The 26,141-nt window shown below is 65.1% G+C and carries 32 protein-coding genes; 15 read left to right on the forward strand and 17 right to left on the reverse strand.

All coding sequences use genetic code 11. The features are described 5' to 3' along the window. Window positions 1-24: 24 nt before the first annotated feature. A complete protein-coding gene (locus AC51GT_RS16010; RefSeq protein WP_496329388.1) occupies window positions 25-390 on the reverse strand; it encodes a TraR/DksA family transcriptional regulator in 366 nt (121 codons plus the stop codon). A gap of 4 nt (window positions 391-394) precedes the next feature. Continuing rightward, entirely contained in the window at window positions 395-1,225 is an 831-nt protein-coding gene (locus AC51GT_RS16015) for an LLM class F420-dependent oxidoreductase (protein ID WP_496325051.1), read from the reverse strand. A gap of 69 nt (window positions 1,226-1,294) precedes the next feature. On the opposite strand from AC51GT_RS16015, the gene AC51GT_RS16020 reads away from it, so the two are divergent. Then, window positions 1,295-2,482, forward strand: a complete 1,188-nt coding sequence (locus AC51GT_RS16020; protein ID WP_496329389.1) for an alpha/beta fold hydrolase — start codon at window positions 1,295-1,297, stop codon at window positions 2,480-2,482. Window positions 2,483-2,528: 46 nt separating this feature from the next. Here the strand turns inward: AC51GT_RS16020 and AC51GT_RS16025 are convergent, their stop codons facing one another. Next, window positions 2,529-3,131 (reverse strand): TetR/AcrR family transcriptional regulator, encoded by a 603-nt coding sequence (locus AC51GT_RS16025; protein ID WP_496329390.1) that lies wholly within the window; start codon window positions 3,129-3,131, stop codon window positions 2,529-2,531. A gap of 74 nt (window positions 3,132-3,205) precedes the next feature. Between AC51GT_RS16025 and AC51GT_RS16030 the strand changes: the two genes are divergently transcribed. After that, on the forward strand, window positions 3,206-3,631 hold the full coding sequence (locus AC51GT_RS16030) for a VOC family protein (RefSeq protein WP_496329391.1): 426 nt from the start codon (window positions 3,206-3,208) through the stop codon (window positions 3,629-3,631). 95 nt (window positions 3,632-3,726) lie between these two features. On the opposite strand, the gene AC51GT_RS16035 is transcribed toward AC51GT_RS16030, so the two are convergent. Beyond that, window positions 3,727-5,196 (reverse strand): MDR family MFS transporter, encoded by a 1,470-nt coding sequence (locus tag AC51GT_RS16035; protein WP_496324747.1) that lies wholly within the window; start codon window positions 5,194-5,196, stop codon window positions 3,727-3,729. A gap of 99 nt (window positions 5,197-5,295) precedes the next feature. On the opposite strand from AC51GT_RS16035, the gene AC51GT_RS16040 reads away from it, so the two are divergent. Next, complete coding sequence (locus AC51GT_RS16040) at window positions 5,296-5,931, forward strand: TetR family transcriptional regulator (protein ID WP_496329392.1); 636 nt, start codon at window positions 5,296-5,298, stop codon at window positions 5,929-5,931. 90 nt (window positions 5,932-6,021) lie between these two features. Here the strand turns inward: AC51GT_RS16040 and AC51GT_RS16045 are convergent, their stop codons facing one another. From AC51GT_RS16045 to AC51GT_RS16065, 5 genes are all read right to left on the reverse strand, one after another. Next, entirely contained in the window at window positions 6,022-7,350 is a 1,329-nt protein-coding gene (locus tag AC51GT_RS16045; protein WP_496329393.1) for an MFS transporter, read from the reverse strand. A gap of 58 nt (window positions 7,351-7,408) precedes the next feature. Continuing rightward, on the reverse strand, window positions 7,409-8,839 hold the full coding sequence (locus AC51GT_RS16050; RefSeq protein ID WP_496324750.1) for an FAD-dependent oxidoreductase: 1,431 nt from the start codon (window positions 8,837-8,839) through the stop codon (window positions 7,409-7,411). Next, window positions 8,836-9,621, reverse strand: a complete 786-nt coding sequence (locus AC51GT_RS16055; RefSeq protein WP_496324751.1) for an SDR family NAD(P)-dependent oxidoreductase — start codon at window positions 9,619-9,621, stop codon at window positions 8,836-8,838. Before AC51GT_RS16055 ends, AC51GT_RS16050 begins: the two co-directional genes overlap by 4 nt. Further along, window positions 9,614-10,459: an SDR family NAD(P)-dependent oxidoreductase gene (locus AC51GT_RS16060; protein WP_496329394.1), complete on the reverse strand. Its 846-nt coding sequence runs from the start codon at window positions 10,457-10,459 to the stop codon at window positions 9,614-9,616. The genes AC51GT_RS16055 and AC51GT_RS16060 overlap by 8 nt, the downstream gene beginning before the upstream one ends. A 76-nt stretch (window positions 10,460-10,535) precedes the next feature. Beyond that, on the reverse strand, window positions 10,536-11,003 hold the full coding sequence (locus AC51GT_RS16065) for a nuclear transport factor 2 family protein (protein WP_496329395.1): 468 nt from the start codon (window positions 11,001-11,003) through the stop codon (window positions 10,536-10,538). A gap of 129 nt (window positions 11,004-11,132) precedes the next feature. On the opposite strand from AC51GT_RS16065, the gene AC51GT_RS16070 reads away from it, so the two are divergent. Further along, on the forward strand, window positions 11,133-11,861 hold the full coding sequence (locus tag AC51GT_RS16070) for an IclR family transcriptional regulator (RefSeq protein WP_496329396.1): 729 nt from the start codon (window positions 11,133-11,135) through the stop codon (window positions 11,859-11,861). A gap of 31 nt (window positions 11,862-11,892) precedes the next feature. On the opposite strand, the gene AC51GT_RS16075 is transcribed toward AC51GT_RS16070, so the two are convergent. Then, entirely contained in the window at window positions 11,893-13,077 is a 1,185-nt protein-coding gene (locus tag AC51GT_RS16075; RefSeq protein WP_496329397.1) for a homogentisate 1,2-dioxygenase, read from the reverse strand. Window positions 13,078-13,183: 106 nt separating this feature from the next. On the opposite strand from AC51GT_RS16075, the gene AC51GT_RS16080 reads away from it, so the two are divergent. From AC51GT_RS16080 to AC51GT_RS16120, 9 genes are all read left to right on the forward strand, one after another. Further along, on the forward strand, window positions 13,184-14,071 hold the full coding sequence (locus AC51GT_RS16080; protein WP_496329398.1) for a hypothetical protein: 888 nt from the start codon (window positions 13,184-13,186) through the stop codon (window positions 14,069-14,071). Further along, entirely contained in the window at window positions 14,068-15,303 is a 1,236-nt protein-coding gene (gene fahA / locus AC51GT_RS16085; protein WP_496329399.1) for a fumarylacetoacetase, read from the forward strand. The genes AC51GT_RS16080 and fahA overlap by 4 nt, the downstream gene beginning before the upstream one ends. A 32-nt stretch (window positions 15,304-15,335) precedes the next feature. Next, window positions 15,336-16,019 (forward strand): IclR family transcriptional regulator, encoded by a 684-nt coding sequence (locus AC51GT_RS16090; RefSeq protein ID WP_496324758.1) that lies wholly within the window; start codon window positions 15,336-15,338, stop codon window positions 16,017-16,019. A gap of 36 nt (window positions 16,020-16,055) precedes the next feature. Continuing rightward, window positions 16,056-16,904 carry an SDR family oxidoreductase gene (locus AC51GT_RS16095; RefSeq protein ID WP_496324759.1) on the forward strand — a complete coding sequence of 283 codons (849 nt, stop codon included), beginning with the start codon at window positions 16,056-16,058 and terminating at the stop codon, window positions 16,902-16,904. Between the two features lie 40 nt (window positions 16,905-16,944). Then, window positions 16,945-17,379, forward strand: coding sequence for an SRPBCC family protein (locus AC51GT_RS16100; RefSeq protein ID WP_496324760.1), 435 nt, complete (start codon window positions 16,945-16,947; stop codon window positions 17,377-17,379). A gap of 9 nt (window positions 17,380-17,388) precedes the next feature. Then, entirely contained in the window at window positions 17,389-17,895 is a 507-nt protein-coding gene (locus AC51GT_RS16105) for a CinA family protein (protein ID WP_496324761.1), read from the forward strand. 45 nt (window positions 17,896-17,940) lie between these two features. Further along, the gene (gene nadE / locus AC51GT_RS16110) at window positions 17,941-18,786 is read left to right on the forward strand and encodes an NAD(+) synthase (protein WP_496329400.1); all 846 of its coding nucleotides are present in this window, start codon (window positions 17,941-17,943) and stop codon (window positions 18,784-18,786) included. Window positions 18,787-18,909: 123 nt separating this feature from the next. Continuing rightward, complete coding sequence (locus AC51GT_RS16115) at window positions 18,910-19,377, forward strand: STAS domain-containing protein (RefSeq protein ID WP_496329401.1); 468 nt, start codon at window positions 18,910-18,912, stop codon at window positions 19,375-19,377. 27 nt (window positions 19,378-19,404) lie between these two features. After that, window positions 19,405-19,884 carry a hypothetical protein gene (locus tag AC51GT_RS16120; protein ID WP_496324764.1) on the forward strand — a complete coding sequence of 160 codons (480 nt, stop codon included), beginning with the start codon at window positions 19,405-19,407 and terminating at the stop codon, window positions 19,882-19,884. A gap of 3 nt (window positions 19,885-19,887) precedes the next feature. Here AC51GT_RS16120 and fabG read toward each other — a convergent pair whose 3' ends face one another. The 5 genes from fabG to AC51GT_RS16145 all read right to left on the reverse strand — a co-directional run bounded on the left by fabG (window position 19,888) and on the right by AC51GT_RS16145 (window position 22,896). After that, window positions 19,888-20,616, reverse strand: coding sequence for a 3-oxoacyl-ACP reductase FabG (gene fabG / locus AC51GT_RS16125; protein ID WP_496329402.1), 729 nt, complete (start codon window positions 20,614-20,616; stop codon window positions 19,888-19,890). A gap of 64 nt (window positions 20,617-20,680) precedes the next feature. Further along, on the reverse strand, window positions 20,681-20,818 hold the full coding sequence (locus AC51GT_RS16130) for a hypothetical protein (RefSeq protein WP_496329603.1): 138 nt from the start codon (window positions 20,816-20,818) through the stop codon (window positions 20,681-20,683). After that, a complete protein-coding gene (locus AC51GT_RS16135) occupies window positions 20,785-20,982 on the reverse strand; it encodes a CoA transferase (RefSeq protein ID WP_496329403.1) in 198 nt (65 codons plus the stop codon). Before AC51GT_RS16135 ends, AC51GT_RS16130 begins: the two co-directional genes overlap by 34 nt. Then, window positions 20,979-22,157, reverse strand: coding sequence for an acyl-CoA dehydrogenase family protein (locus AC51GT_RS16140; protein WP_496329404.1), 1,179 nt, complete (start codon window positions 22,155-22,157; stop codon window positions 20,979-20,981). Before AC51GT_RS16140 ends, AC51GT_RS16135 begins: the two co-directional genes overlap by 4 nt. Before the next feature lie 118 nt (window positions 22,158-22,275). Next, entirely contained in the window at window positions 22,276-22,896 is a 621-nt protein-coding gene (locus AC51GT_RS16145) for a TetR/AcrR family transcriptional regulator (protein ID WP_496329405.1), read from the reverse strand. 127 nt (window positions 22,897-23,023) lie between these two features. Between AC51GT_RS16145 and AC51GT_RS16150 the strand changes: the two genes are divergently transcribed. Both AC51GT_RS16150 and AC51GT_RS16155 read left to right on the forward strand, forming a co-directional pair. Further along, a complete protein-coding gene (locus tag AC51GT_RS16150; protein WP_496329406.1) occupies window positions 23,024-24,019 on the forward strand; it encodes an aromatic ring-hydroxylating dioxygenase subunit alpha in 996 nt (331 codons plus the stop codon). After that, window positions 24,016-25,107 (forward strand): NAD(P)H-dependent amine dehydrogenase family protein, encoded by a 1,092-nt coding sequence (locus AC51GT_RS16155; protein ID WP_496329407.1) that lies wholly within the window; start codon window positions 24,016-24,018, stop codon window positions 25,105-25,107. The genes AC51GT_RS16150 and AC51GT_RS16155 overlap by 4 nt, the downstream gene beginning before the upstream one ends. Before the next feature lie 82 nt (window positions 25,108-25,189). Here the strand turns inward: AC51GT_RS16155 and AC51GT_RS16160 are convergent, their stop codons facing one another. Together AC51GT_RS16160 and AC51GT_RS16165 are read right to left on the reverse strand one after the other, a co-directional pair. Beyond that, complete coding sequence (locus tag AC51GT_RS16160; protein ID WP_496329408.1) at window positions 25,190-25,837, reverse strand: cyclase family protein; 648 nt, start codon at window positions 25,835-25,837, stop codon at window positions 25,190-25,192. A 34-nt stretch (window positions 25,838-25,871) separates the two neighbouring features. Beyond that, window positions 25,872-26,084, reverse strand: a complete 213-nt coding sequence (locus AC51GT_RS16165) for a hypothetical protein (protein WP_496329409.1) — start codon at window positions 26,082-26,084, stop codon at window positions 25,872-25,874. Window positions 26,085-26,141: the final 57 nt, after the last annotated feature.

A 26,141-nucleotide genomic window follows, 5' to 3' on the forward strand; every position in this document is an offset into this window, starting at 1 on the left:
GCTCGTTTGCGACGTAGGGCCATCTCACCATTGGCGCGATTGGTCCCTCGACGTCGCGCAGTTGATACACAGGCGGGTCGCCGGAAGCACCTCGAGCCTGGCTGCCCCGATCTGGGCGCCACACCGTTCGCACAGACCGTATGTGCCCTGCGCGATCCGTTCGAGGGCGGTGTTGATTTCGGCGACCCTGATCTCGGACCGCTCGATCTGCGCGACGAGTTGTCCTCGTTCGAACGCCAGTGTCGAGCCCTCCGGATCATGCTCGTCGTCAGCGGTCCCCTCCGCAGCCGCATCGACAACCGAAGCGAGCCTCGCCGACATCTGGGTGATCAGGTCGGTTGTCTCGGCCCGCGCGGTCTCGAGCGCGCGCCGCGCCGCATCAGCGTCCATCGGATCAGCGATAGCGTTCGGCCACAGCGGCCAACTCGTCGAGCCGGCGCAGCGTCTCATCCTGCGGAGCTGTCTTCAACAGGAACGTCACCCGTTGCACGTCCGCTCGGGCGTAGCCGTCGAGCTCGTCGGTCGACGACCCCGCCGCGAAGATCGTGAACGGGATGTCGCCTCGGCCGGCGTCGGCCAGCAGCCCACGCACCCGAATGATCTCGTCGGCGCTGGTGTGGGCGCGAGGAAGCCAGGCGTCGCCGTATTTGATCAGGCGAGCCAGCGCAGCCGGGCTCTCACCACCGATGTAGATGGGCGGATGCGGCGATTGGACCGGTTTGGGCCAGGAGTAGATCGGATCGAAGTCGACATGTTCCCCGTGAAACTCGGCCTCATCCTGCGTCCAGATGGCCTTCAGCGCGGCGAGCTGCTCATCGATCAGCGCACCCCGGGTCCGCGGGTCGGTTCCATGGTTCCGCATCTCTTCCCGATTCCATCCGACGCCGACGCCGAACGCGACCCGGCCCCGGGAGAGCAGATCAAGTGTGGCAACCTCTTTCGCGGTGTGGATCAGGTCGCGTTGCGGAAGCAGCGCAATGCCGGTCCCCAGCAGCAGCCGCGTGGTGACGCCCGCCGCAGCGGTCAGCGCCAGGAACGGATCCAGCGTTCGGTAGTACACCCGCGGCAGGTCCCCGCCACCAGGGTACGGCGACTGCCTGCTCACCGGGATATGCGAGTGTTCCGCCAGGAACAACGAATCGAACCCACGCTCTTCGAGGGCACTGCCCAGCGCATCGGGACGGATGCCTTCATCGGTGACAAATGTCGAGATTCCGAACTCCATGTATTCCATGGAATCACATACCTGCCCGCCACCCGATCGGAGTGTGAAAACGTCGCTACGCTGGGGAGGATGACACCAGGTCTCGGCGGGCCACATCATCCGGTCACCGACTGGAGCGATGAACGGCGCAAAGAAGCTCTGCGATCAACCCGACTGGGCCACAACCGGATTGAACTGTCCGGCGTACGTCGCTTCGCGATGTGGTGCGGCTACGTGGTGTTGGCCGTGATGATCCTGTGTTCGCAGTACTGGGTTCGCGATGTCGCGCCGGAACGTCAGCGCCTGGCACAGACACAGCCGCAGATCCACTTCATCTATGACGCGGCCGATCCGGCGAACCAGGACACCGCGGTCGTCGACATGGTCGGCCTGGGCAACCTCGACGCCAGGACCACCGCTCGCTCGCTGCCGGCGCTGGCCGATCTCGGACAGGTGTGGGCGGTGCAGTACGACAACGAAGGTCTCGACACCGCCGTGATCAGCCGGATCGTCACCGCCTACGCGCAGTCGATGGGCATCTACAAGGTCGTACTGGTCGGGCACAGCATGGGTGGCATCATCGCGATCGAGGTCGGCGAGCACATCGTCCATGACACCGAGGTCACGCTGGTCGCGCTCATCCTCGACTGCACACCGGTGAATCTGCACGCGGTGCGACCGAGCAGCCGCGACGCCGGCGAAGATCTCCTGCGTTGGATGGGCTGGCTTCCCGGCGCCAGGGAAAGCCGCGGCCTGCGCCTGGCCGTCGAGACGGCGGCCCGCAAAGACCAGTACCTGCTGACGGACTCCGAGCCCCACCCGCTGCTCGACCCGTTGGCCCTGGGCGCAACCATCCGCGACGTGCTCAGAACCAAGATCTTCAACACCGATGCCGCCAGCAACGGGCTGATCCAGTCCCAGTTCCTTGCCATCGCAGCTTCGGGCGCCTCGGACGACCTTGCCGCGATCGACAAGGAGGCCGGCGATCGTCCGTTGCCGGCGATCATCTTCCTGCGTCCGGACTTCGGCACCGACGATCCCGTCGTCGACGTCGATTACTCCCAGAAAGTCCTCTTCGACGTGACCGGCGGACCTTCGGGCAGATTGTTCGTGGTGCGCATGCCCAGTTCCGGTCATGCCAACCCGAAGCAGCAACCGGAGGCCTACAACGCCGCGATCACCGAAGAGGTCGTCCCCCACCTGAGACAGCTCGAGGAAGAGGCCAACAGCACGGCGGCCGCAGGTGCGGCGATCCGGGCCGACGACGGCGGCCGCTGACCGCCGGGACCAGGTCACCGAACACCTGGTGGCGGTGCAGGTCAGGTCATTCGGACAGGACCGCACCGAGGAGGCGGTCGAGGGCCCGGTGGGCCTGCTCTCGTGAGTCCGACGAGCCCGGCCGGCCATCACCTTCTTCGGCCTTGTCGACCAGCCACAACGCAGCCTCGTTCATCGCCCCGCTGAGTTGCGCCGTCGTCGCCTCGACGAGTCCGGGTTCCACGCCGGCAGATGCGAGCGCCTCGTTCAGGTGCGCGGCGGAATGACTCGCATCGAGCTCACGCCATCTGGCCCAGCCGATCACGGCCGGCGCGTCCACCAGCAGCACCTGCGCGGTCCCGCCGGCCGTGATCGCGTCGAGAAACGCATGACAACCGGCCCTGAGCTGGTCCGCCGGACCGTCACCGGCGGCCTCTGCCGCAGAAACGACCGCATCGGCAACGCTCGCCTGCAACCGGGCCGCCACCTGTTGGAACAGACCGCGCTTGTTCGCATAGTGGTGGTACACAGCGCCTCTGGTCACACCGGCCGCAGCGGCCACATCATCGAGCGAGACGCCGCCGAAGCCCCGTTCCGAGAAGAGCGCGGTGCCGGTGTCGAGGATGGTCGCGGCTGTGGCGGCGGCCGCGGCCGCGGAGGCACGAGGCATCGAAAGGCCTTCCTTTACGTACGTTGTGTATGTATGGTCGATATACCTACACATCGTACGTAAAGGATCACGTCATGTCCCTCACCAGCCTCTACCCCGTCCTGATGACCGACGACGTCAGCGCAACCGCGGGCTTCTACCGCGACACCCTCGGACTGGAGACCACCTTCACCAGCGACTGGTATGTCAGTTTCCGCCGCGACGGTTTCGAACTGGCGATCCTCGACCGCAACCACGAGACCGTCCCCGCGGCGTTCCGCCGGGCACCCTTGGGTGGGATCCTCGTCAACGTCGAGGTTCCCGATGCCGCCGACTGGTATACCGAACTCGTTGAGCGGCGCGGACTTCCGGTCGTGCAATCGCTGCGCGACGAGGACTTCGGTCAGCGCCATTTCATCATCGAAGCACCGGACGGCGTCCTCCTCGACGTGATCTCACCGATCGCACCGAGCCGGGAATTCGCCGACGCGTACGCCCAAGGCCCCTCTGTCACAAGCTGATCCGAGCCGGCTGGGCGAGATGGTCCCGGGCTGCCCCCTCGGGCAGCGAGATGGTCTTCGCCGTCGAAACCTCGGCGGCAACCCCCTACTGCGCCCTAACTCTCGGTCACTTCGGCAATGGCCGGCTTGTCGGCCGATCGCACCAGTGTCGCGGCGAGCACGAGAACCACCGAGATGACGCCACCGACAACAAATGCCAGGTGCGTTCCGTCGGCATTCGCGATGATCGCGGAGTTGCCGTCGTCTTCCGACGCCGTGATACCCCGCGTCATCAGGGTGATGAACAGGGCGGTGCCGGCAGCGCCGGCCACCTGTTGGATCGTGCTGACCGTCGCACTGCCGTGTGAATACAGTTCGCGCGGCAGCGAACCCAGGGCCGACGTCATCAACGGGGTGAGGGCAAACGCGATGCCGGCACTGAGGATCACGTGGGCGATGATGACCGTGTAGAGCTCGGAATCGGCATCGAGCATCGCCAGCAACCACGTGCCGGCGCTCATGGCGATCGTGCCGGGCAGCACCAGAGGCCGTGCACCCCAACGATCGAAGAGCGCACCGACGGCCGGCCCCAGCAGGCCCATCACCAGGCCACCGGGAAGCAGGACCAAACCTGTTGTCAGGACGCTCTTGTCGAGAACGTTCTGCAGATACAGCGGCAGCAGGATCAGCGCGCCGAACAGGGTGAGCATCAGCCCGCCCATCAGCAACGTCGCGAGCCGGAACTGGACGATCTTGAAGGTCCGCAGATCCAGCAACGCCCGGCCGCGTTCGACCAGCTTCATCTGCCGGACCACGAACAGCCCCAGCGAGACCACACCGATCACCAGTGGGATCCACGGCGGCACCGGGGTATGCCCGGTGGACGACTCACCGATACTGCTCAGGCCGTACACGATTCCGCCGAAGCCCAGGGCCGAGAGCGGGATCGAGATGACGTCGAGGTGCGACGGATGCCGCTCGGCCACGTCGCGTACGAGGATGCCGCCCGAGATCAGCACGGCAACCGCCACCGGCAAGACGATCCAGAACAGCGCGCGCCAGCTGAGCGATTCGAGGATCAGACCGGACACGGTGGGCCCGATGGCAGGCGCCACCGAGATCACCACGGACACCAGTCCCATCACGCGGCCGCGGGAATGCTCCGGCACCACATTGAGGATGGTGGTCATCAGCAACGGGATCATCAGCGCAGTGCCCACGGCCTGGATCACCCGGGCCATCATCAGCACCTCGAAACCCGGTGCCACCGCGGCCAGGAGCGTGCCGATGGTGAACGACGACATCGCTGCGACGTAGACCCAGCGGATGCTGAACCGCTGCAGGATGAACCCCGTGGTGGGGATCAGGATCGCCATCGTCAACAGGAAGCCGCTGGTCAGCCACTGCGCGGTGGCCGCGGTGATGTCGAGATCGGTCATCAGCGTCGGCAGTGCGACACCGAGGATGGTCTCGTTGAGGATCACCACAAATGCGGCGATGAGCAGCAACGAGATCAGAAGGACACTGCCTGCCGGACTTCCGCCCCGCTCATCGGCTCTGACGCTGACATTCACACTCTCGGTCACGATCACATCCACTCGGGTAGCCGCCGGAAGAACTTTCGCAGCATATAGTCAAGTGTCAGTGACTGCCACTTTGGCATCAGGTGACGTATGGTCGAGGTCATGTCCATCTCTTCTCCGGGCGGCACGATCGACCTGCGGACCCGGCGTCGCAACGAAACCAGGGGCGAGATCCAGCGGGCCGCGCTCGACCTGTTCGAGCAGCACGGTTTCGACGAGACGACGGTGGATGAGATCGCGCGCGTCGCCGGCATCTCGCCCCGAACCTTTTTTCGCTACTTCGCGACAAAAGAGGACTGCATCCTCGGAGACACCCACGGTTTCGACGTCGCACTCCAGACCTGCATCGAAGCGGCCGAGGCCACCGACAAATCCCTGTCCACCCTGACACTGGCCGACATCGAAGAGGCCTTCCGCGGCGCCATCACAGGTTTTCGGCACGAGCAGAGTGAAGTCGCCGCGACCTCCCTGCGCATCCGGAAGCTGGTCTGCGCCAGCCCGACGCTGAGCAACGCATCCATCGGCCGATGCGCCGAGAACACCCGGCGCCGGTTGGCACGACTGGATCAGCAATGCCCGGCCACCACCCGTTCACGTCTCCGGATGATCCTCGAGATCGCGCAGTTGTGCGTGCAATGCGCGTTCGACGAGTGGGTCAACGCCTGCGAACCGGGTCAACCCGACGCCGACCTGCTGACGATCTACGACGCGGTCTGCGCTCGGGTACGCAATCTCTGATCCGCCACGACCTTCGGCCCGGACAAACAAAACCGGCCGCCCGCATACGTACATGCGAACGGCCGGTTTGTTGTCCGGTGGATCGAAGGGTCAGTCGCGCAGGGCAACCTTTTCCGCGTCGTCGACTTCGTCCTCGGATTTGGCCGACTTGACGAAGATCAGCATGACCACCGCGATGGCCATACACACCGCGGGGAACAGCAGCCCGAAGGTGACGTCATCGGCCTTGGAGGTCTTGCCGATGATGTACGGACCGAAGAACCCACCGGCGGCGGCGATGCAGTTGACGACGGCCAGGCCGACCGCGGTCTGCGCCCGCGGCAGAGCTTCGGTGGCCAGCGCCCAGAAGGGGCCGAGGTAACCGAAGACACCGACGGCCAGCAGTACCAGACCGAACATCGCCACGTTGGCGTGGTCACGGGTGGCCATGGTGATGACCAGTCCGGCGACTGCCACGACCAAGGTCCCCATCACGACGACCTTACGGTTCCCCATCAGATCGGAGTAGCGGGCGATGAGGAGCATCGCGATGGCACCGAAAATGTACGGGATCGAGCCGTGGAGACCAATATTGGTGGCGGAGTAGTCCGGGTTGAGCTGCTTGACGATCTGCGGGAGGAAGAACGTCATCCCGTACAGGCCAACGGCATACAGCAGGTTGATGACCGCGAGGTAGAGAACCTTCGGGTTCTTGATCACAGTGAGATCGATGTGTACCGACTCATCGTCCTCGGCGTTGTAGTCCTTGCTGATCTCGCCTTCGAGCCACTTCGCCTCGTCCTTTTTCAGCCATTTCGCCTTACTCGGACTGTCGGCGAGGAAGAACAGCACCCAGATTCCGAGCAATACCGGCGGAAAACCCTGCAGAAGGAAGATCCAACGCCACGACGACAACCCGAACCACTCGACGTGGTCGAGAATCCATCCGGCCGAGAGCGATCCGAGGATCAGGGCGATCGGCTGCGCCAGCGACATCCGGGCGATGCCGCGACCGCGGTCCTGGTTACGGAACCAGAAGGTCAAGTAAAGAAGCAGTCCGGGGAAGAGCCCGGCCTCGGCGATACCGAGCATGATGCGGGCAATGTAGAGCTGAGCGGTGTTCTGCACGAACCCGGTCGCCATGGTGACGATGCCCCACGAGATGGCGATGCGGGCCAGCCAGATCCGCGCACCCACCTTCTTCATGATGATGTTGCTGGGGATCTCCAGGACCACATACGCAACGAAGAAGATCGCCGCGACGGTGCCGTAGGTGGCCAGGCTGATACCCAGGTCCTCCGACATCGACAGCTGCGCGTAGCTGATGTTGGAACGGTCCATGTAGTTGAACATGTAGAGAAGGAACGCGATCGGCAGAATTGATCGCGACACCTTGGAGAGAACCGCGGATTGGTCGACCGCGGAGGTGTTGATACTCATGACGTCTCCTTGAAGTGGCGCCTTGTGAAAGTCGATTGTGGATACCGGTGACCGGCGGTCATCGGGCGGCCGATGCCGCGGATTGGCCGGCGAGCCGGCCCATGGTCAGTGCGTTCGCGACGGCATTGCCGCCACCGACGTAGCGGCTGCCGAGGATTCCGCCACCGGCTTCGCCGGCTGCGAACAGGCCATCGATCGGATTGCCTTGGGTGTCGAGAACCGCTGCCCGGACGTCGATCTCGAGACCCGCGTGGGTACAGACCAACTCGGCGGGCACGAGCCGGGTGGCGTAATACGGCGCCTCCGCAATCGGGGTGACCCCACCGGTGACACCCTTGGCCGCCAGCGACCGATCGCGTTCGAAGTCGACGTCGGTCCCGTTCGGGAGCTGCTCGTTCCATCGGGAGACGGTGGCCTGCAACGCATCCGCCGGCACGTTGACCTTGGCGGCCAATTCGGCCAGGGTCTGGGCCTTCAGAACGGATCCCCCGCGCACGTGATCCTCCACGAGCTCCGGCGTCCAGTCGATGTAGCCGGGCGGGAGGGTGCGTCGGGCATCCTCGTCGAAGACCATCCACACCGGCTGCCCGTAGCGGTCGATCTGGGTGTCGATCAGACCACCGGACACGGCGTAGGAGGCATCCTCGTCCATGAACCGGTGTCCGGCACCGTTGATGTGCAGGCGTGACCGGGGCGGGAATCCCGCCTGCCAGTGGTGGTAACCGACGAACTCTGCGGTCGGCAGCAACAGTCCCCAGCCATCACCGGCGATGGAGGCCGACACCTGTTCGGCGTATCCGATGTGATCGCCGCGCGAACCGGGTGCGGCCACAACGAACAGGGAGTCACCGGCGCGGTTGGCGTGCGGGAACCATCGATCGACGAGCGCCTTGTTCTGCGAGAGGCCACCCGATGCGACGACCACGGCGCCGGCCTCGAGTTCGACACCGTCGACGACGACACCGGTCACCCGGCCGTCGGTGGACAGGAGTTGCTCGACGCGGGTGTGCATGACGGCGTCGATCTTGTGGGCCTTGCGGGCCTTGTCGAGGACCTGCACCAGGCCGTAACCCTGGTCTTTGGGGACGTGGGCACGCCAGACGTCTTCGACACCCGCGCGGGTCAGACCCGGTGTGTGGGCGTTACCGGAGATCTGGGCGGGCACCTCGACGCCCAGGTGCAGCATCCACTCGAGCGTGGGTCCGGCGAGCTCGCAAAAGCGCCTGACCAGACCGGGTTTGAGGAGCCACTGGTTCAGGTCCATGTAGTGCTGGAAGAACCGTTCGACGGTGTCTTCGATCCCGAGCTCTTTCTGGACACTGGTCTGTGCGGCCGTGAACATCCCGGCCGACAGCTGCGTGGATCCACCGAGCTCACCTTCGGACTCGAAGAGGATCACCGAGGCACCGCGTTCGGCAGCCGAGACCGCGGCGGCCAGACCGGCACCGCCGCCGCCGATCACCACGACGTCGTAGTCGTGTCCACTCATGACAGTTCTCCGTCCATCTCTTCGAGGATCCGGTGGTACGTCCCGTTGGAGACGAGCCCCCCGTCGACCGTCATCTCGGCACCGGTCATGTACGACGACCCGTCACCGAGGAGGAATTGCACGACGCTGGTGATCTCCGACGGCTGCGCCATCCGACCGGCGGGGACACTGGCCACCGCACTGGTGACGAATGAATCGGCACCGGCGAGCAACGGGGTTTCCACCAGTCCGGGGTGAACCGAGTTCACTCGGATGCCCCATGCTGCCAGCTCACCTGCAGCGGACTTGGTCAGCCCCCGAAGACCCCATTTCGAGGTCGAGTAGGACGGTGAGAAGTAGCCGATCTGTCCCGAGATGGACGAGATGTTGACGATTGAGCCGCCGCCGGAATCACGCATCAGCGGGGCCGCTGCCGCAATGCCGTAGAAGGGGCCGTCGAGGTTGATCGCCATCACCATCCGCCAGGTCTCGACGGTGGTGTCCATGAACCGGCGGCGCCGGGAGATGCCGGCGTTGTTGACCAGGCCGTGAAGGGCTCCGCACGATGTGCTGATCTCACCGATCACCCGAGCCCAATCGGCCGGATCGGTGACGTCGAGGCGATGACCGGTGGCCGAGCCCCCGGCTGCGACCATCTCGTCGACGATCGGAGCGGTGTCGACGATGTCGCCGACCGCCACATGCCAGCCGTCGGCGGCCAGGGTCCGGGCGTGGCCGGCGCCCATCCCACCGGCAGCACCGGTGATCAGGACGACCTTGTGGCCCTGGGTCGGGTCAGACATGACGGGATCCGCCGTCGACGGCCAGGATGTGACCGGTCACGTAGCGGGCGCTGTCCGAGAGCAGGAACAGCATCGGGCCGACGACCTCTTCCGGCGAGGCGATGCGGTGCAGCGGGATGATGTCCAGGGTCCGGGCCAGAGCGGGTGCATCGTCCTGGACCCACCGGGTCATCTCGGTGTCGATGAATCCCGGCGCGATCGCGTTGACGCGAATACCCAGGTCACCGAACTCGACGGCCAGACATTCGGTCAGGTGCGCGACGGCGGCCTTGGCGGAGCAGTAGGCGGCCCGACCACGACGGACCCGGACCGCGGCAACCGATGCCATGTTCAGGATCGCGCCGCCGGGAGCCATCACCGACGCGGCGGCCTGCGCCCCGTAGAGGACGCCCTCGACGTTGATCGACAGCGATGCCTGCATCTGTGACGGCGGGATGTCCGCGGCCGGGGCCTCGGGGAAGATGCCGGCATTGTTGATCCACAGGTCGACGGCGCCGAACTCCCCGACTGCCTTCTGGGCCAGTGCGTGCTGCGCTTCGGGATCACGGACGTCCACCGTCGCCGCCAGGACGCGGCCGGCGTTCTCGACATCGGCGACCTCTGTGTTGAGGTCATCGGCGGTACGAGCCATCTGCTCGCCGTTGATGTCGGCGCCGACCACGTTGACCCCGCGCCGGGCCAGTGCGGCTGCGAAACGTGCGCCCATGCCCTGGGCCGCGCCGGTCACCACGGCGACCTTGCCTGCGAGATCCGGATGGCTGACAACCATCGGGGTCCCCTGCACCCGACCGGGATGTGCGTTCTCGGGGTTGCCGGCGTCGGAAGTGGTCGAAGTCATCGGGTTTTCTTCTCTCTCTTGCGGATTGAACTAAAGACAGGTTTTCGCCGGGGTCGCGGTGCGTGACCCGGGTGGCCTAGTCGTCGCGGAGCACCTGGCGGTGCGCCACCAGCCACCGGCCGGACGATGCCCGGACCCACTGGTCGACGGTGGTGGTCAGCCGCACGAGCGTGCTGACCTGACCTTTCGGCGTGGCCACGATCTGCAGATAGGCATGCCCCACGAGGTGATCGGCATCGGCGCCGGGCATGAGGTCGACGTTGGTGATCACGTGCCGGCTGACCACACCGTCGGCAATGCCCTGCTCGGCGAAACGTCGGGCAAAGGCCTCGAGCTGCGTCCGTCCCTGCACCGGAGCCGGGTAAGACGGCGATTCGAAGATCCCGTCCGCGGTGAACGTAGACGCCCAGCCGCTCGCGTCACCGGAGTCGATCAGGCGTGCCTGACGTGCGTAAGCGCGAACCACCTGCGGATATACGTCGTCAAGACCGTCCTGCGACGACAACTCGCTCGTGTTGCCATCTGCGGAAGAGTGTGCGGACACTGGCCAACTCTCTGTATGCGTGCGATAATCGAACGCGGTGATCAATAACCGAACGCGAGGTTATGCAGGTCACAATGTCTACGTCAAGTCTGGTGGCGCGCAGCGTCGGAGAAAGGTCGGTACGAACACATGACAACCACGGATTCGCACCCCGACGATCAGGTGGCGGCGGGCGGCCCCGAACTCGACTCCGGGATGTCGAAGACGCTGCATGCGGGCCTGAGTGCGCTGGCAGCGGTCTGCGCGTCGGCAGACGGATTGACGGTCACACAGGTCGCCGAGGCCATCGGGGTGCATCGCACGGTTGCCCATCGGATGATGCGCACGCTCGAAGCGCATCGGATGGTCCGGCGCGACGATTCGTCCAAGCGGTTCTTCCCCGGGGCCGGGCTGGTGCCGCTCGCCGAACCGGTCGAGCGGGACCTGCGGGCCCTGGCGGTGCCGGTTCTACAGGAACTCGCTGACCGCACCGGCGCCACCGCACACCTGGCGATGCAGGAAGGTCCCGACCACGTGCGGGCGATCTTTGTCGTCGAGCCGCGTCACGCGCCGATGCACATCGCCTTTCGGGCCGGCCACCTCGGACCCATCGACCGCGGCTCTGCCGGACTGGCGCTACTCGCGGCCGGTCCACCTCGCGAGGAAGAGCGGCCCGACGTCACCAGCGCGCGCGAGCGCGGATACGCGGTGAGTTTCTCCGAGGTGATCTCCTCGGTCTACGGCATCTCTGCCGTTGTGCCGGCACGACGAAGAACCCCGATGAGTATCGGGGTATCGGTGTTCGAGACCGCTCAGGCCGAACGAGCAGCGCCCGCCGTCCTCGAGAGTGCCACCGAGCTGGCGCGCGCGTTGAGCTGAACCACGCGCGCCGCCCGGGGAGGACGTGGTGCTACCGGCCGCGGCCGGCCCAGCTCCACGCGTAGGTGTCGTCCTCGACCGCAAGGCCGCCTTCACCCAGATCGAGAGGGGCGAAGGTGTCGACCATGACCGCGAGCTCCTCGAAAACCTCCGCGCCCAAGGAGGCCTCGGTCGCCGATGGCTGAGGACCGTGGGCATGCCCGCCCGGATGCAGTGAGATCGAGCCGAAGCCGATGTTCGTACCCTTGCGCGCCTCGTAGTCTCCGGCGACGTAGAACATCACCTCATCGGAGTCGACGTTCGAGTGGTAGTAGGGCACCGGGATCGCCAACGGGTGGTAATCGACCTTGCGCGGCACGAAGTTACAGATGACGAAGTTGTGCCCCTCGAAGACCTGGTGGACCGGCGGTGGCTGGTGAACCCGGCCGGTGATCGGTTCGAAGTCCTCGATGTTGAACGTGTAGGGGTAGAGGCAACCATCCCAGCCGACGACGTCGAAGGGATGCGTGTCATAGGTCATGACCGTGCCCAGGATCCGGCCTCCGGCACGGTGTTTCACGTGCACCTCGATATCGCGGCCCTCGGCCAGCAGCGGTTCACACGGGACCACGAGATCACGTTCACAGAAGGGCGCGTGTTCGAGGAACTGACCATATTTGGACAGGTAGCGCGCCGGGGGTGTGATGTGCGAATTGGCTTCGACCGCATACAGAGCCGACGACTCCGCCGGCAACCACCGGTGCGTGGTCGTCCTGGGGACGATGACGTAATCCCCTGCGCGATAAGGAAGTGTGCCGAAGACCGTCTCGATCACACCGCTGCCCCGCTCGACGTAGACGCATTCGTCGCCGATCGAGTTGCGGTAGTAGACAGACGCTTCGGTTCCGGTCACGACGTAGGCGATCCGCACATCGCTGTTGCCCAGGACCAACCGTCGTCCGGTGACCGCATCAGCGGTGGCACCATCGGCAAACAGTGCGTGCAGCCGGAGGTGGCGGGGTTTGAGGGGGTGGTTCGGGATCAGCTGCTGGTCGGTCCACTCCCAGACCCGGGAATCGACGATCGCGGCGGGAACGCCCCGGTGGTACAGCAATGATGAGTCGGAGGAGAATCCTTCCTCACCCATCAGTTCTTCTCGATAGAGGGTCCCGTCGGGCTGACGATGCTGCGTGTGGCGTTTGCGGGGCATATCGCCCACTGCCTGATAGAAGGCCACGATCGGCTGCTCCTTTGGTTGGATCGAACACCACCCCTACGGTGACGATGTCCGAATATCGGATATCTATGTTCGTTATTTGGGGATGTGCGCTACGGTACAAGCCATGTCAACATCCAGCACAGCTACCCCTGGCCCGAACCAAGGTGTGCCCGCGGAGTGGGCAGGACTCATCGACGACGCGGCGATCTTTCCGCCCGGCAACAGTCCACTGTCCGGCGCGGTGACCGCTTTTCACGCGCGTCGCCGCGAACAGTGGTATGCGCCATTGGTTTCGAGCTTCGTGGTCTCCGCGGCCGCAGTCTCGGAGATCGATTCGCCCACGGAGCTACCGGTATCGCTGGTCGTCGCCGGTGGACCCGACGCCCTGCACAACGCACTCGCCACCGCGCGCACGGTGAACGTGAGGGTCGTCGCGGTCGAGGTTGCCCTCCGCGACACCGCAGACCTGCCCGGCGCCGTGCGACGAGCCGCCGCCGTGCGCGACATCGCCCAGGCCGGTGGCCTCCTGAACTCTGGCACCCCGGTCTACGTCGAATTACCACAGACCGAGGCCACCGGCGGCTGGCTCGACGCAGTGGACGTCGCAGGCGAGCGCGGTTTGCTGCTGAAGTTCCGGACCGGTGGCGTCACCGCCGACCTGTTTCCCTCTTCGCAGACGCTGGCCTCGTGGATCGCCGCCGCCGTGAACCGCAACGTGGCATTCAAATGCACTGCAGGCCTGCACAAGGCAGTGCGACACAACGCCGACGACGGTTTCGTCCATCACGGATTCCTGAACGTCATGGCAGCAACGGATGCCGCGTCCGGCGGCGCGGACATCGCAGAGATCACCGCCCTGCTCGCCGAAGAGAACTCGGCCGCACTGGCCCAGCGCATCGCGTCCATCGATGTCCCGGCCGTACGACGCCGGTTCGTCTCACACGGAAGCTGCAGTGTGACCGAACCCCTGGAAGATCTCCTCACTCTCGAACTGCTGGAAGGACCACAATGAGCAACACCACCACCTGGGTCGACGGAGCCGCCGGTTCACTGTTCGACGTCGACAACCTCCCCTACGGGATCTTCGATCACACCGCGAACCCGGGAGCTCGTCGCGTCGGTGTCCGCATCGGCGACCACGTCCTCGATGTCGCGCCGGTGGCCGCCGACGCGGGTCTCGATGTCGCGGCGGCGTTCGATGCGGCCACACTCAATCCGTTCATGTCACTGGGCAAGGATTCCTGGGATGCGGTGCGGGCCTGGCTGATCGAACGGCTGACCAACATCGAACACCGCGACGTGGTGGTCCCACATCTGGTGCCGCTGGCAGATGTGACGATGCACATGCCGTTCGAGGTCGGCGACTACGTCGACTTCTACGCCTCGGCGGACCATGCCTCGAACGTCGGCAAGATCTTCCGTCCCGACCAGGCGCCACTGCTCCCCAACTGGAAACATCTGCCGGTCGGCTACCACGGCCGCGCCGGAACCGTGGTTCCCTCCGGCACGGATATTCAGCGCCCCAAGGGACAACGCAAACCCGCCGACGCGGCCGAGCCCGTCTTCGGCCCGAGTGCACGCCTCGACATCGAGGCCGAACTCGGATTCGTGGTGGGAACCGGCACCGCCCTCGGCGATCAGGTCGGTACCGCCGAGTTCGCCGAGCACACCTTCGGTGTTGTCGGACTCAACGACTGGTCGGCCCGTGACATCCAGGCCTGGGAATACGTTCCCCTGGGCCCGTTCCTCGGTAAATCCTTTGCCACCAGCATCTCTCACTGGGTCACGCCGCTGTCGGCGTTGGCCGCGGCCTGGTGTGAACTACCCGGACAGGACGGTTCCGAAGGCAATCCGAAGGTGCTCGACTACCTGGCTGTCGACGGGCCCGCCGGCCTGGACATCGATGTCGAGGTCGTCGTGAACGGCCATGTCGTCACCCGGCCGATCTACCGGTCGATGTACTGGGGTGCCGCGCAGATGCTTGCGCACATGACCGTCAACGGTGCGTCGATCCGCCCAGGTGACCTGTGGGGCTCGGGAACCATCTCGGGTGCAGAACCCGACCAGCGGGGCTCGTTCCTCGAACTCAGCTGGGGCTGGCGCAACCCGTTCCCGGTCGGCGACGACGAGCGCCTCGCACTCGAAGACGGCGACACGGTCACGTTGCGGTACACGGCGCAGGGAACGCTCGGTGGCCGGATCGCGCTCGGTGAAGTGACCGGCCGGATCATCGATGAGCGCTGACCGCGTCCGCGGCGTGGCCTAAGCTGCAGCGCATGCCCGCCGAAACCGCTCAGACCCTCGACCGTGGTCTGCGTGCCCTACGCACACTCGCCGCGCATCCCGGCGGGTTGACCATGTCGGCCCTGTCGGCGGAGCTGGGTATCAACCGCACCATCGTTCATCGCCTGATCAGCACGCTCGAGCAACACGCTCTGGTGCAGCGCCGGGCCGATGGTCGGCTCAGCGTCGGGCTGGGCGCACTGTCCCTGGCGACCGCGGTGACACCGGTGTTGCGTGATGCCGCAACACCGGTTCTCCGCGAACTCGCCGAGGATCTGGGCTGCACGACGCACCTCACCATCGCCGACGGTGGCGATGCCCTGGCGTTGGTGGTCGTCGAACCCACCTGGACCGACCTGCATGTCGGGTACCGGGTCGGTGCCCGCCACCCCCTCACCCAGGGAGCGGCAGGCAAGGCGATCCTGCTGGGCAGGAGCGAGTCCACCGAGGCCTACGTCGTCACCAGTGGTGAATTGCAGTCGGGCGCGCGCGGTCTGGCAGCGCCGGTCCTCGGTGTCGAGGGCCTCGAGGCCAGCGTCGGCATCATCACGGTCCGAGAACTCGACGCTGAGCAGGCCGGCCCTCGTGTCACCGCCGCCGCAGCGGCGGTGGCCGGGAGACTGACCGGCGCCAGGGACGAGGCGAGAGCCGCGACCGCGGAGGCCGTGCGCCGCTGATGTTTTAGCCACCGTTCGCGGGGTATTCCGCAGGCTATGAGCGAGCACCCTCCGCAGACCATTCCGTATCCCGGCAATACCGGCGATATGAAGGACAAGCCACACGATGAAATGGCGTCCTATGTCGGCCGGGGCCTCTTGGAAGGCAAAAAGGCCCTGATCACCGGCGGCGACTCCGGCATCGGCCGGGCAGTGGCCATCGCCTTTGCCAAAGAGGGCGCCGACGTCGCCATCGCCTATCTCTCGGAGACGAAGGACGCCGAACACACGCGGGCCAAGGTCCAAGAGGCCGGCCGCGATTGCCACCTTTTTCCCGGTGACCTCGCCGACCCCGCGCATTGCGCAGATGTGGTCACCCGCGCGGCCGACGAACTCGGGACCCTCGACATCGTCGTCAACAACGTTGCTTTCCAAGCGGTCGTCGAGGACTTCGCGGACCTCACGCCCGAGCAATGGCAGCGCACCTTCGACGTCAACATCCACAGCTACTTCCACGTGACGCAGGCAGCGCTCAAGTACCTCGATCCTGGGTCGGCCATCATCAACACCGCATCCATCAACGGGCTCCGTGGGAACAAGACACTGATCGACTATTCCGCCACCAAGGGTGCGGTCATCGCGCTCACCTACTCCCTCGCCCAGAGCCTCATCGAGCGCGGGATACGCGTGAATTGTGTTGCGCCGGGACCGGTATGGACTCCTCTCATCCCGGCGACGATGCCCGCCGACAAAGTCGAGGACTTCGGCAAGCAGGCACCCTACGGTCGTGCCGCGCAGCCCGACGAGATCGCACCGTCCTATGTGTTCTTCGCTTCGGAGACCATGTCGTCCTACTACTCTGGCGAAGTTCTGGCGCCCATCGGCGGCGAGACCCTGCCGGGCTGACCACACCCTCTCACCCCGCACCAACAGAACGAGGTTTTAAATGATCGAGGTCGAACGCACGACAACAGCCACCCCCGCTCAGGTCTGGTCCGTGTTATCCAACGGTTGGCTGTACAGCTCCTGGGTCGTCGGTGCGTCCCGGATCCGGAACGTCGACAAGGACTGGCCACAGACCGGATCGAAGGTCGCACACTCGTTCGGGTTGTGGCCTGCGGTGATCGACGACGAGACGGAGGTCCGGGAGTCGTCGGCCGGTTATCTCGAGCTGTCGGCGCATGCGGGTCCGGTCGGAACCGCGCGCATTCGGCTCCACGTGGAGAAGGACGGCAACGGCTCGCGCGTCACGATGGACGAGACGGCCGAGTCCGCGCCCTTCCGCTGGATACCCGACAACGCGCAACGACTGGTGGTCGCTCCCCGCCTGGAAGAGTGCTTGCGACGATTGACGCTGCTTGCCGAAAACGGTGCCCGCTGAGCTGAATCGATGACCATCGACCTGAACGACGCACTGTCCCAGGACAGAGTCGACACAATGACCGAAGAGCTCTCCGATCTGGCCTGCCGTCACGGTCTGCGGATCGCGATCGCCGAGTCCCTCACCGCCGGAAACCTCGCCGCGACCTTGGGCAAGGCACCCGCGTCGGGCGAATGGTTTCTGGGCGGCATCGTGGCCTACCACGCGCAGGTCAAACACTCGCTGCTGAAGGTCCCCGAGGGGCCGGTGGTGAGCAGGGAGTCGGCGATCGCCATGGCCCACACCACCGCGTCGTTGATGGGGGCCGACCTGACACTTGCCGTCACCGGTGAGGCCGGCCCGGAGACCCAGGAGGACGTGCCCCCGGGGACGGTTTGGTTCGGCGTCGCCGAACCCGGGCTCACCACGGCAGGACAGCACGTGTTCCCGGGCAGTCCACCCGAAATCCTGGCCGCGACAATCGAACACGCCCTGGAAGTACTTTTGCGGCACGCATATTCGATCGCCGCCATCTGAGCAATCAACTGCGCGGGGCTCGGGCCCCCTCGATCAGGAGTGAGCATGACCGGATTGTCCGAACGAATTCGTACGGAATTGCACGTCAGCCCGGAGATCGATCCCGCCACCGAGATCGAGCGGCGGGTCGAGTTCCTCGCTGACTACGCACGCGCCTCGGGAACGTCGGGTTTCGTCCTCGGAATCAGTGGTGGGCAGGACAGCACACTGGCCGGTCGACTGAGCCAACTCGCGGTCGACCGGCTGACCTCGGCCGGCCACAACGCAGAATTCGTCGGTGTCCGGTTGCCTTACGGGCGCCAATCCGACGAATCCGACGTGGACCTGGCACTTGATTTCATCAAGCCGTCCCGGACAGTGGCCCTGAACATCGCCGAGAGCACCGACGCCGCCGCGACAGCCGCGGCGCGCGCACTCGGGATCGAGCGGCTGACCGACTTCGTCCGAGGCAATGTCAAGGCCCGCGAGCGCATGGTCGCCCAGTACGCCATAGCCGGCGAGCTCGGGCTGCTGGTCGTCGGCACCGATCACGCCGCCGAAGGCGTGACCGGATTCTTCACCAAATACGGTGACGGTGGCAGCGACATCAATCCACTCGCCGGGCTCACCAAAAGTCAAGGCGCACAGCTTCTCCAAGAACTGGGCGCGCCGGAGCGCACCTGGCGGAAGATCCCGACCGCCGACCTCGAGGACGACCGCCCGGCCCTCGCCGATGAAGAGGCCCTCGGTGTCACCTACGCCGATATCGACCGCTACCTACAGGGCCACGGCGTGCCCGACGAGGCCGCGCGGACCATCGAATCCGCCTACCTCCGCACCCGACACAAAAGGCATCTCGCGGTCACGCCGTTCGACGACTGGTGGCGCGGTCAGGGTTGCGAACAGGTGTGATGACTGACACCATGTAGGAAGGTTAAGGACTAGCCGCGTATTGCGTAGGCAGTCTGCCGGTCTGCCTACGCTCCCATCCATGGCGAGGGAGCGATCTTGTCCAGATGCGACGACACTTTTACGATGACACCGGACACGGTGTCTCCACCCCTGACGATCTCATCGTCGCGGCAGGGGAACGCCACCATTCTGGCGGTGTGCGGCGACATCGATCTGTTGACGATCGACCTCTTCCGCCAGGCCATCGAAGGCGCGTTCCGTGAGCGGACCGCCAACCTCCTCATCGATCTGACGCAGACCACATTCCTGGCGTCTGCGGGCCTCAAAGCCCTCGAACGGGCCCGGGAGCGCGCGGAGGCGACCGGTGCCATGTTCGCGGTGGTGACAGCACGTCCCTCGACAGCCCGCCCGATCATCGCCCTGCAGCTCGAACAGGTACTCGATCTACATTCCACCGTCGACGAGGTGGTCGAGTTGTGGAGTCGGCCCGACGTCCGGTGGCCCGAGCCGAGCCCGCTCGAATCGTGGTGGGTCGAGGTGATGTCCAGAAAGGGACAGACCGGTCGTTCCCGGCTCACCGACCATCGGTAACCGTCGGCTGGGGGTCTGGCACGGTTGATGTCGGTCGACGTGGGGTACTCCGCATCGGTGTCCGACACCGCTGGAGAGCCATCGCCCACCCACATACGCCCCGGCGGTGTCGATGACGACACCGTCGCCGCTGTCGGGAAATTGTCCGAAGCATTGGAATGCCTCGAACGCGCCCGCGGGCACCTCTACTCGTTCCACCAATTGATGGGCCACACCGACCTGCTGTTGGGTGACGCCACCGACGCCCTGCGCGCTGCCGGTCACGCCGAGATCGCCGACCGGCTCGGCGAAGAACTGGTCGGCCGAAACGTCATCGAGGGCCGGTGGACCTTCCAGATCGTCGAGGAGTTCGACGACACGTACTGGTCGGCCTTCCGCGACCATGAGCGCCGGGTGCGCGAAGAGCTCCAGAAGGGCAACCGCCACCTCTTCGAGGCCGAGATGAAGGAACGCCGCAGAACCCACGGCAGGCGGCACCACGAATCCCGACCCGGCGTCGGCGACTGACCCTCAGAGGTGGCGTCCGCCGGTCACCTCTGCCACCGTTCCGGTCATGTAGGACGACATCGACGAGGCGTAGAACAATGCCACCGGGGCGATCTCGTCCGGTTCACCGGCTCGTCCCATCGGGATCTCTGCCATCTTCGAGTCCCATGCCTTCTGCGGCATCGCCTCTGTCATGGCGGTGCGGATGAGTCCTGGCGCGATGACGTTGACCCGAACACCGAGGTGGGCGACCTCCTTGGCAGCGGCCTTGCTCAGTCCCACGATTCCGGCTTTGGCCGCCGAATAGTTCGTCTGCCCGAGCATTCCGACCTTGCCCGAGATCGACGACATGTTGATGATCGATCCGCCGCCATGTTCCCGCATGATGCCGGCGGCGAGCCGGGTTCCGTTCCAGCAGCCCTTGATGTGGACGTCGATCACGTCGTCGAACTGCTGCTCGGTCATCTTGCGCATGGTGGCGTCGCGGGTGATGCCGGCGTTGTTGACCATCACATCGAGCGACCCGAAGGTGTCGGTCGCGGCGGCGAGCAGGGCGGCGACCTCCCCTGCGGACGTCACGTTGCAACGGACGCCGATCGCCTCGACCGGCAACGAGGCAGCCGCTTCCTCGGCCTTGGCCTCGTCGAGGTCCCCGATCACGATCCGGGCGCCGTTGTCGGCAAATGTACGGGCGATGGCCAGCCCTATCCCCTGGGCTCCTCCGGTGACGACGGCGGTGCGGTTGGCGAGCATGATGTCCTTTCTCGGTTGCGCTTTCTTGCGTGACGACGCGGCGCCATCGCGCCGCCTGGGGTGGCTATCCGGGTGGCCCGATCGCCGTGCCGCCGGCGAGCAGGTCATCGGCGACCGCACCGGACAGCCCTGCTTTGGCGGCGGTGCTGCGACGCCTGGTGCGCGCGGTCACCTCCGCGTCACAGGCGGCCCGATTCTGCACCCGCGCGACATTGGTGGCACAGCGCGGATCATCTGCCAGTTCCGGCGCGGCCGTTCGACCTTGATCACCCGGGCACCGGGATCGGCGAGATTCCGGGTGGCCGGCGGCGCCGCCACCGCCTGCTCGACGGAGACCACGGTGTAGCCGTCGAGTGGCAACGTCATGACAGCTTCTTCTTCTCGGCCCGGATCAGACCCGCGCCGATGACCAGTTTCTGGATCTCGCTGGTCCCCTCATACAGCCGCAGCACCCGGACGTCCCGGTAGATCCGTTCCACCGGCACGTCCCGCATGTACCCGGCGCCGCCGTGGACCTGAACAGCCAGATCGGCCACCTTGCCGACCATCTCGGTGCAGAACAGCTTGGCCGCCGAAGGCGCGATCCGGCGATCGGTCTCGGTCACCCAGGCCCGCGCGGCGTCGCGCACGATGGCACGTCCGGCCATCACCCCGGTGTACTGCTCCGCGAGCATTGCCTGCACCAACTGGAAATCGCCGATCGCGTTCCCACCCTGGGTGGCGGTCGCCGCATACGCAACCGACTCGTCGAGTGCCCGCTGGGCCTGGCCCACGGCCAGAGCCGCGATGTGCACCCGACCACGTGCGAGCGACGTCATCGCGGCGCGATATCCGACCTCGGCGTCTGACCCGACCAGCGCTTCGGGGCCCACCCGGACGCCGTTGAAATTCACCTCGGCGGTGGCCGCACCCTCTTGTCCCATCTTCGCGTCTTTCGGGCCGATCTCGACGCCGTCGGCGGTAGCCGGCACAAGGAAGACCGCGATGCCGTTGCCGGTCTCCGGCGCCGGTGAGGTGCGCGCAAAAACCACGAACAGATGCGCGTTCGGCGCGTTGGTGATGTACCGCTTGCCCCCGTCGATGATCCACCCGTCGCCGTCGACCCGGGCCGTCGTTTTCAGGCCGGCCGGATTCGATCCCGCACCGGGTTCGGTCAGCGCGAAGGACGCGACGACGTCTCCGGAAGCCATACCCGGCAACCACTGTGCGCGTTGATCATCGGTGCCGAACCCGACCAGCACCTGCCCGGCGATCCCGTTGTTGGTCCCGAACATCGACCGGAGCGACAACGAGGTGTAGCCCAGTTCCATCGCGAGTTCGACGTCTTGGATCAGGTTGAATCCCAGACCGCCCCACTCCTGCGGTATCGCGTAACCGAACAAACCCATCTGCGCCACCTGGGTCCGCAGGTCCTCGGGGATCGTGTCGGTGTTCATGATCTCCAGCTCCCGCGGAATCACGCGCGTCCGCACGAACTGATTGACCTGCTTGAGGATGTCGGCGAAGACGTCGTCGGGTACGTCCGGATTGAGCGTGTCCATTCCCACACTATTGCGCCAATATCAGGCTCAGTCCAATACTCAAACTGCGCTTCTGTAATCCGTTATCGCAATAATCGACGAGGGGGTCGCCGCCGGGCGGCAGTCCTTCAGTAGCTGGTCACTGCGGCTGCAGGTAGGCGACGATCGCGTTGGTGATCCCGCGTCTGGCGAGGTCGAGGTCGGTATAGGTCCCGAGTTGCTTCTCCGAGACGATCCCGCGCATCGCGCCGGGGATGAACGCGGCCACCTCGGCAACCCGATCGGGATCGACATCCAGACCGGTAAAGGCCCGGCGACACGTGTCCAGCCACGCCTGGCCCCACGACTCGAATTCGGCTGCGGTGCGCGGATACAGGCGTTCGAGCTCGGCACGCTCACGCGGCAGCGCGGCCCGGAGGTTCTCGATCGCCCGGGAATCACCGACGGTCAGACCCTCGTACATGTTGTCGATGATGGCACCCACCCGGACCTGCAGTGCTGCGTCGATCGGCGCGCTGACCGGCAGATCACCCCGACGCTGCGCGATGCGTTGCAGAACCGCCGCCCACAGCCCGTCGATGTCACCGAACTGATATTTGACCGCACCCCAGGTCGCACCGATCTCCTTGGCGATCCGATTGCCCGACACCGCTGCCGGGTCGCCGGTCGCCAGCGTCCGTAAAGCGGTGTCCAGCATCGATTCCCGGGTGGCCAGACCACGCTTGTTACTGCGTCTGCCGACCACACCCGATTCGCTCACCCGGGCAACTCTATCTGCTGCCAGTACGGGAAACGAGTTTCAACGAGCCCTCTGTTCTTTTTTCACAGACCCCACTACGATTCTGGACAGATCGAGTCGGGTCGCTCCCCGGACGAAGGGATGCCAGATGGCCAGAACTCCCCTGTCGATGAAACCCACCGGCTGGTTCCAGGTGGCCTGGGCTGCCGAGATCGCCGCCGGTCAGGTCCACCGGATGAAGTATTTCGACACCGAGATGATCGCGTGGCGGTCGTCCACCGGTGAGGTGACGGTGATGGATGCGTACTGCGAGCATCTCGGCGCGCACCTCGGTTACGGCGGGCACGTCGAAGGCGATCGCATCGTCTGTCCATTCCACGGCTGGGAGTGGAACAGCGCGGGCCGCAACGTGTGCATCCCTTACGAGAAGCACCCGAACAAGGGCCGTCGCATCCGCATCTACCCGGTGGCCGAACTCAACGAGTCGATCTTCATCTGGCACGACGTCGATGGCGTCGCACCGTACTTCGAGGTACCCGATGTCCTCGCCGGGTTCGACGACAACCTCACGGCCGCAGACTATTACCCGTCATACCCGCAGGCAACACTGTTCCGGCCCGGGCTGGAATTGCATCCGCAGTACGTGATGGAAAACGGTGTGGACTTCGCACACTTCAAGTTCGTCCACAAGGTCCCGTTCATGCCCGACATCACCAGGCACGACTTCACCGAAGCCACCTCCTACGTGGACTTCACGATCGCGTTCGACGAGAACGCTTCGGCCGACGACATCAACAGCGGTGTGCAGGCGATCAACGCCGGACTCGGGGTCGCGGCGACCAAGAGCTGGGGCATGATCGACAACCGCACCCTCACGGCCGTGACACCGGTCGATGATCTCACCTCCGACATCCGCTTCAGCGTCTGGATCGGCCGACGTCCCGGAGATGATCGAGCCGAGATAACCTCCGGGGCAAAGTTTCTCGCCGATGCCGTGATCGAGCAATTTGTCGCCGACATCAACATCTGGTCGCATCAGCGCTACTCCGATCCGCCGGCCCTGTCCCGGGGCGAATACGAGGGCTTCACCCAACTGCGGCAATGGGCCACGCAGTTCTACCCGACGAAAGGACTTCACCGATGAGCACCACAGAGGCCGACCGCGTCCGAGCCTTCCAGGTGGCGACGGGCAACGTCGGCACCGAGATGATCAAACGCATCGGTAACCATCCGGATCTCGAACTGGTCGGATTGCACTGCTACACACCGGAGAAGATCGGTCGCGATGCCGGCGAACTCGCCGGACTCGACCCGGTCGGGGTGATCGCCACCGGCACCGTCGAGGAGATCATCGCCGCTCGGCCCGACGTGCTCACCTTCCACGGGGTCTTCCCCGACGAAGCCCTCTACGAGAAGATCCTCGAGGCCGGGATCAACATCGTCACGACCGCGGACTGGATCACCGGCCACCATCGCAACCAGAACCACCCGCACCCGTCGGGCCGAAAAGTGTCCGAAGTACTGCAAGACGCCTGCCTGCGTGGGGGTTCGACGTTCTACGGCACCGGGATGAACCCCGGCCTCAACCAGATACTCGCGGTGGCACACAGCGCCGACGTATCGGAGATCGAGAACGTCACCGTGATCGAATCGGTGGACGTCTCCTGTCACCACTCGGTCGACACCTGGAAGGAAGTCGGCTACGGAGTGCCGGTCGACGACCCGAGCATCCCCGGGTCCCTCGAGAAATACACCCGTGTATTCGCCGACAGCGTCCACCTGATGGCCGACTGCTTCGGTCTCGAACTCGACGACGTCACGTTCTCCTACGAACTCGGCGCCTGCACCAAGGACGTCGACCTGGGCTGGTACCAGTTGCCCAAGGGATCGTTGGGCGCCAACTACATCAAGTACCAGGGCATCGTCGATGGGATACCCCGCATCGAATCACATCTCGAATGGCAGATGACCCCGTACACCAGTCCGGCCTGGGACATCAAGGGCTGCTACATCACCCAGATCTCGGGCGACCCGAACATCTACAGCAAACACATGATCTTCCCCAAACCCGGTGTCAGACTCGATAATCCCGAAGACTTCGCGTCGATCGGCATGACCGTGACCGGACTTCCGGCACTCAACGCGATCAGAAGTGTCGTCGACGCCCGGCCCGGCATCCTCACCAGCGCCGACATGCCGCTGCGCGGCTTCGCCGGCCGCTTCAAACTCTGACCCGCAAACGAGCCGGAAATACGAAGACGAGCCACATATTTGTGGCTCGTCTTCGTATTTCGGGCTCGTTTGTGGAGGTGGATCACCCGATCGCGATGGGCGTGACGGGACTGCCCGTCGCCCCGGGGATGTTCAGTGGCGCGATGGTGAGCAGGAACTCGTAGCAACGATCCCGCGAGAGATCTCGCAGGGCGAGATGCTCCATCAGATGAATTCCGTGCGATACCAACAGAACAATGTGCGACCCCAGGTAGACACCCTGGTCAAACGGTAGCGCTTCGACCGCAGAATTGTCCGCCCCGACCACTGAGACGTCGTAGGCGGCAAGGTGTCTTGCCAACTCGAGGCCGATACCGGGTTGGGGATGGATGTCGAATCCATCATCTGGGTTCATATACCCCTCGAGCCAACCAGTACGAATCAACACCAGGTCGCCCGGACGGAGTTCGACGGACTCACTCGAGCACGCCTGTTCGAACTCGGCAACAGTGATGACATGTCCGGGTTCGAGCGCACTGACACCAAGAGCCGCAGCCACATCCACGAGTACCCCGCGACCGACAATTGCACCGATCTTGTCGATACCGCATCGCGGTGCGCCACTCATAGAGGACACATCCTCTGCAGAGAAGCCGTTGTACAACTTCCGGTCCTCGTACACATGGCCGAGAGCGTCCAGATGCGTAGCGGTGTGTGCCGCCATCACGAGCATGTCCTCATTGGCACCCACACCCTCGGCTCCGCCAACCGAACGATGGAACGCCTCATCGCCCTGCCCCGCCAGCGTCAGGCGCTGCGGCGCGCCGCGGAAAATCGAAGTTCGGCACCCCGGATCGCTGGATCGGGATGCTCAGCGGGTAGACCTTTCCCGTTTTCGGCGCCCTCAGCGCCTCCTTGACCACATCCGGGGTGAGTAGATTCAGCGCTCCCCGTTCGTCATCGGTACCCCAGCGACCCCAGTTGTTGGCCGTTCCCATCGCACTCCCTGTTCCCGTGATCGCCGAACCTTCCGGACCTGCCGCGCTCGGCGGCAC

This window comes from Williamsia sp. z34, from assembly GCF_059553395.1.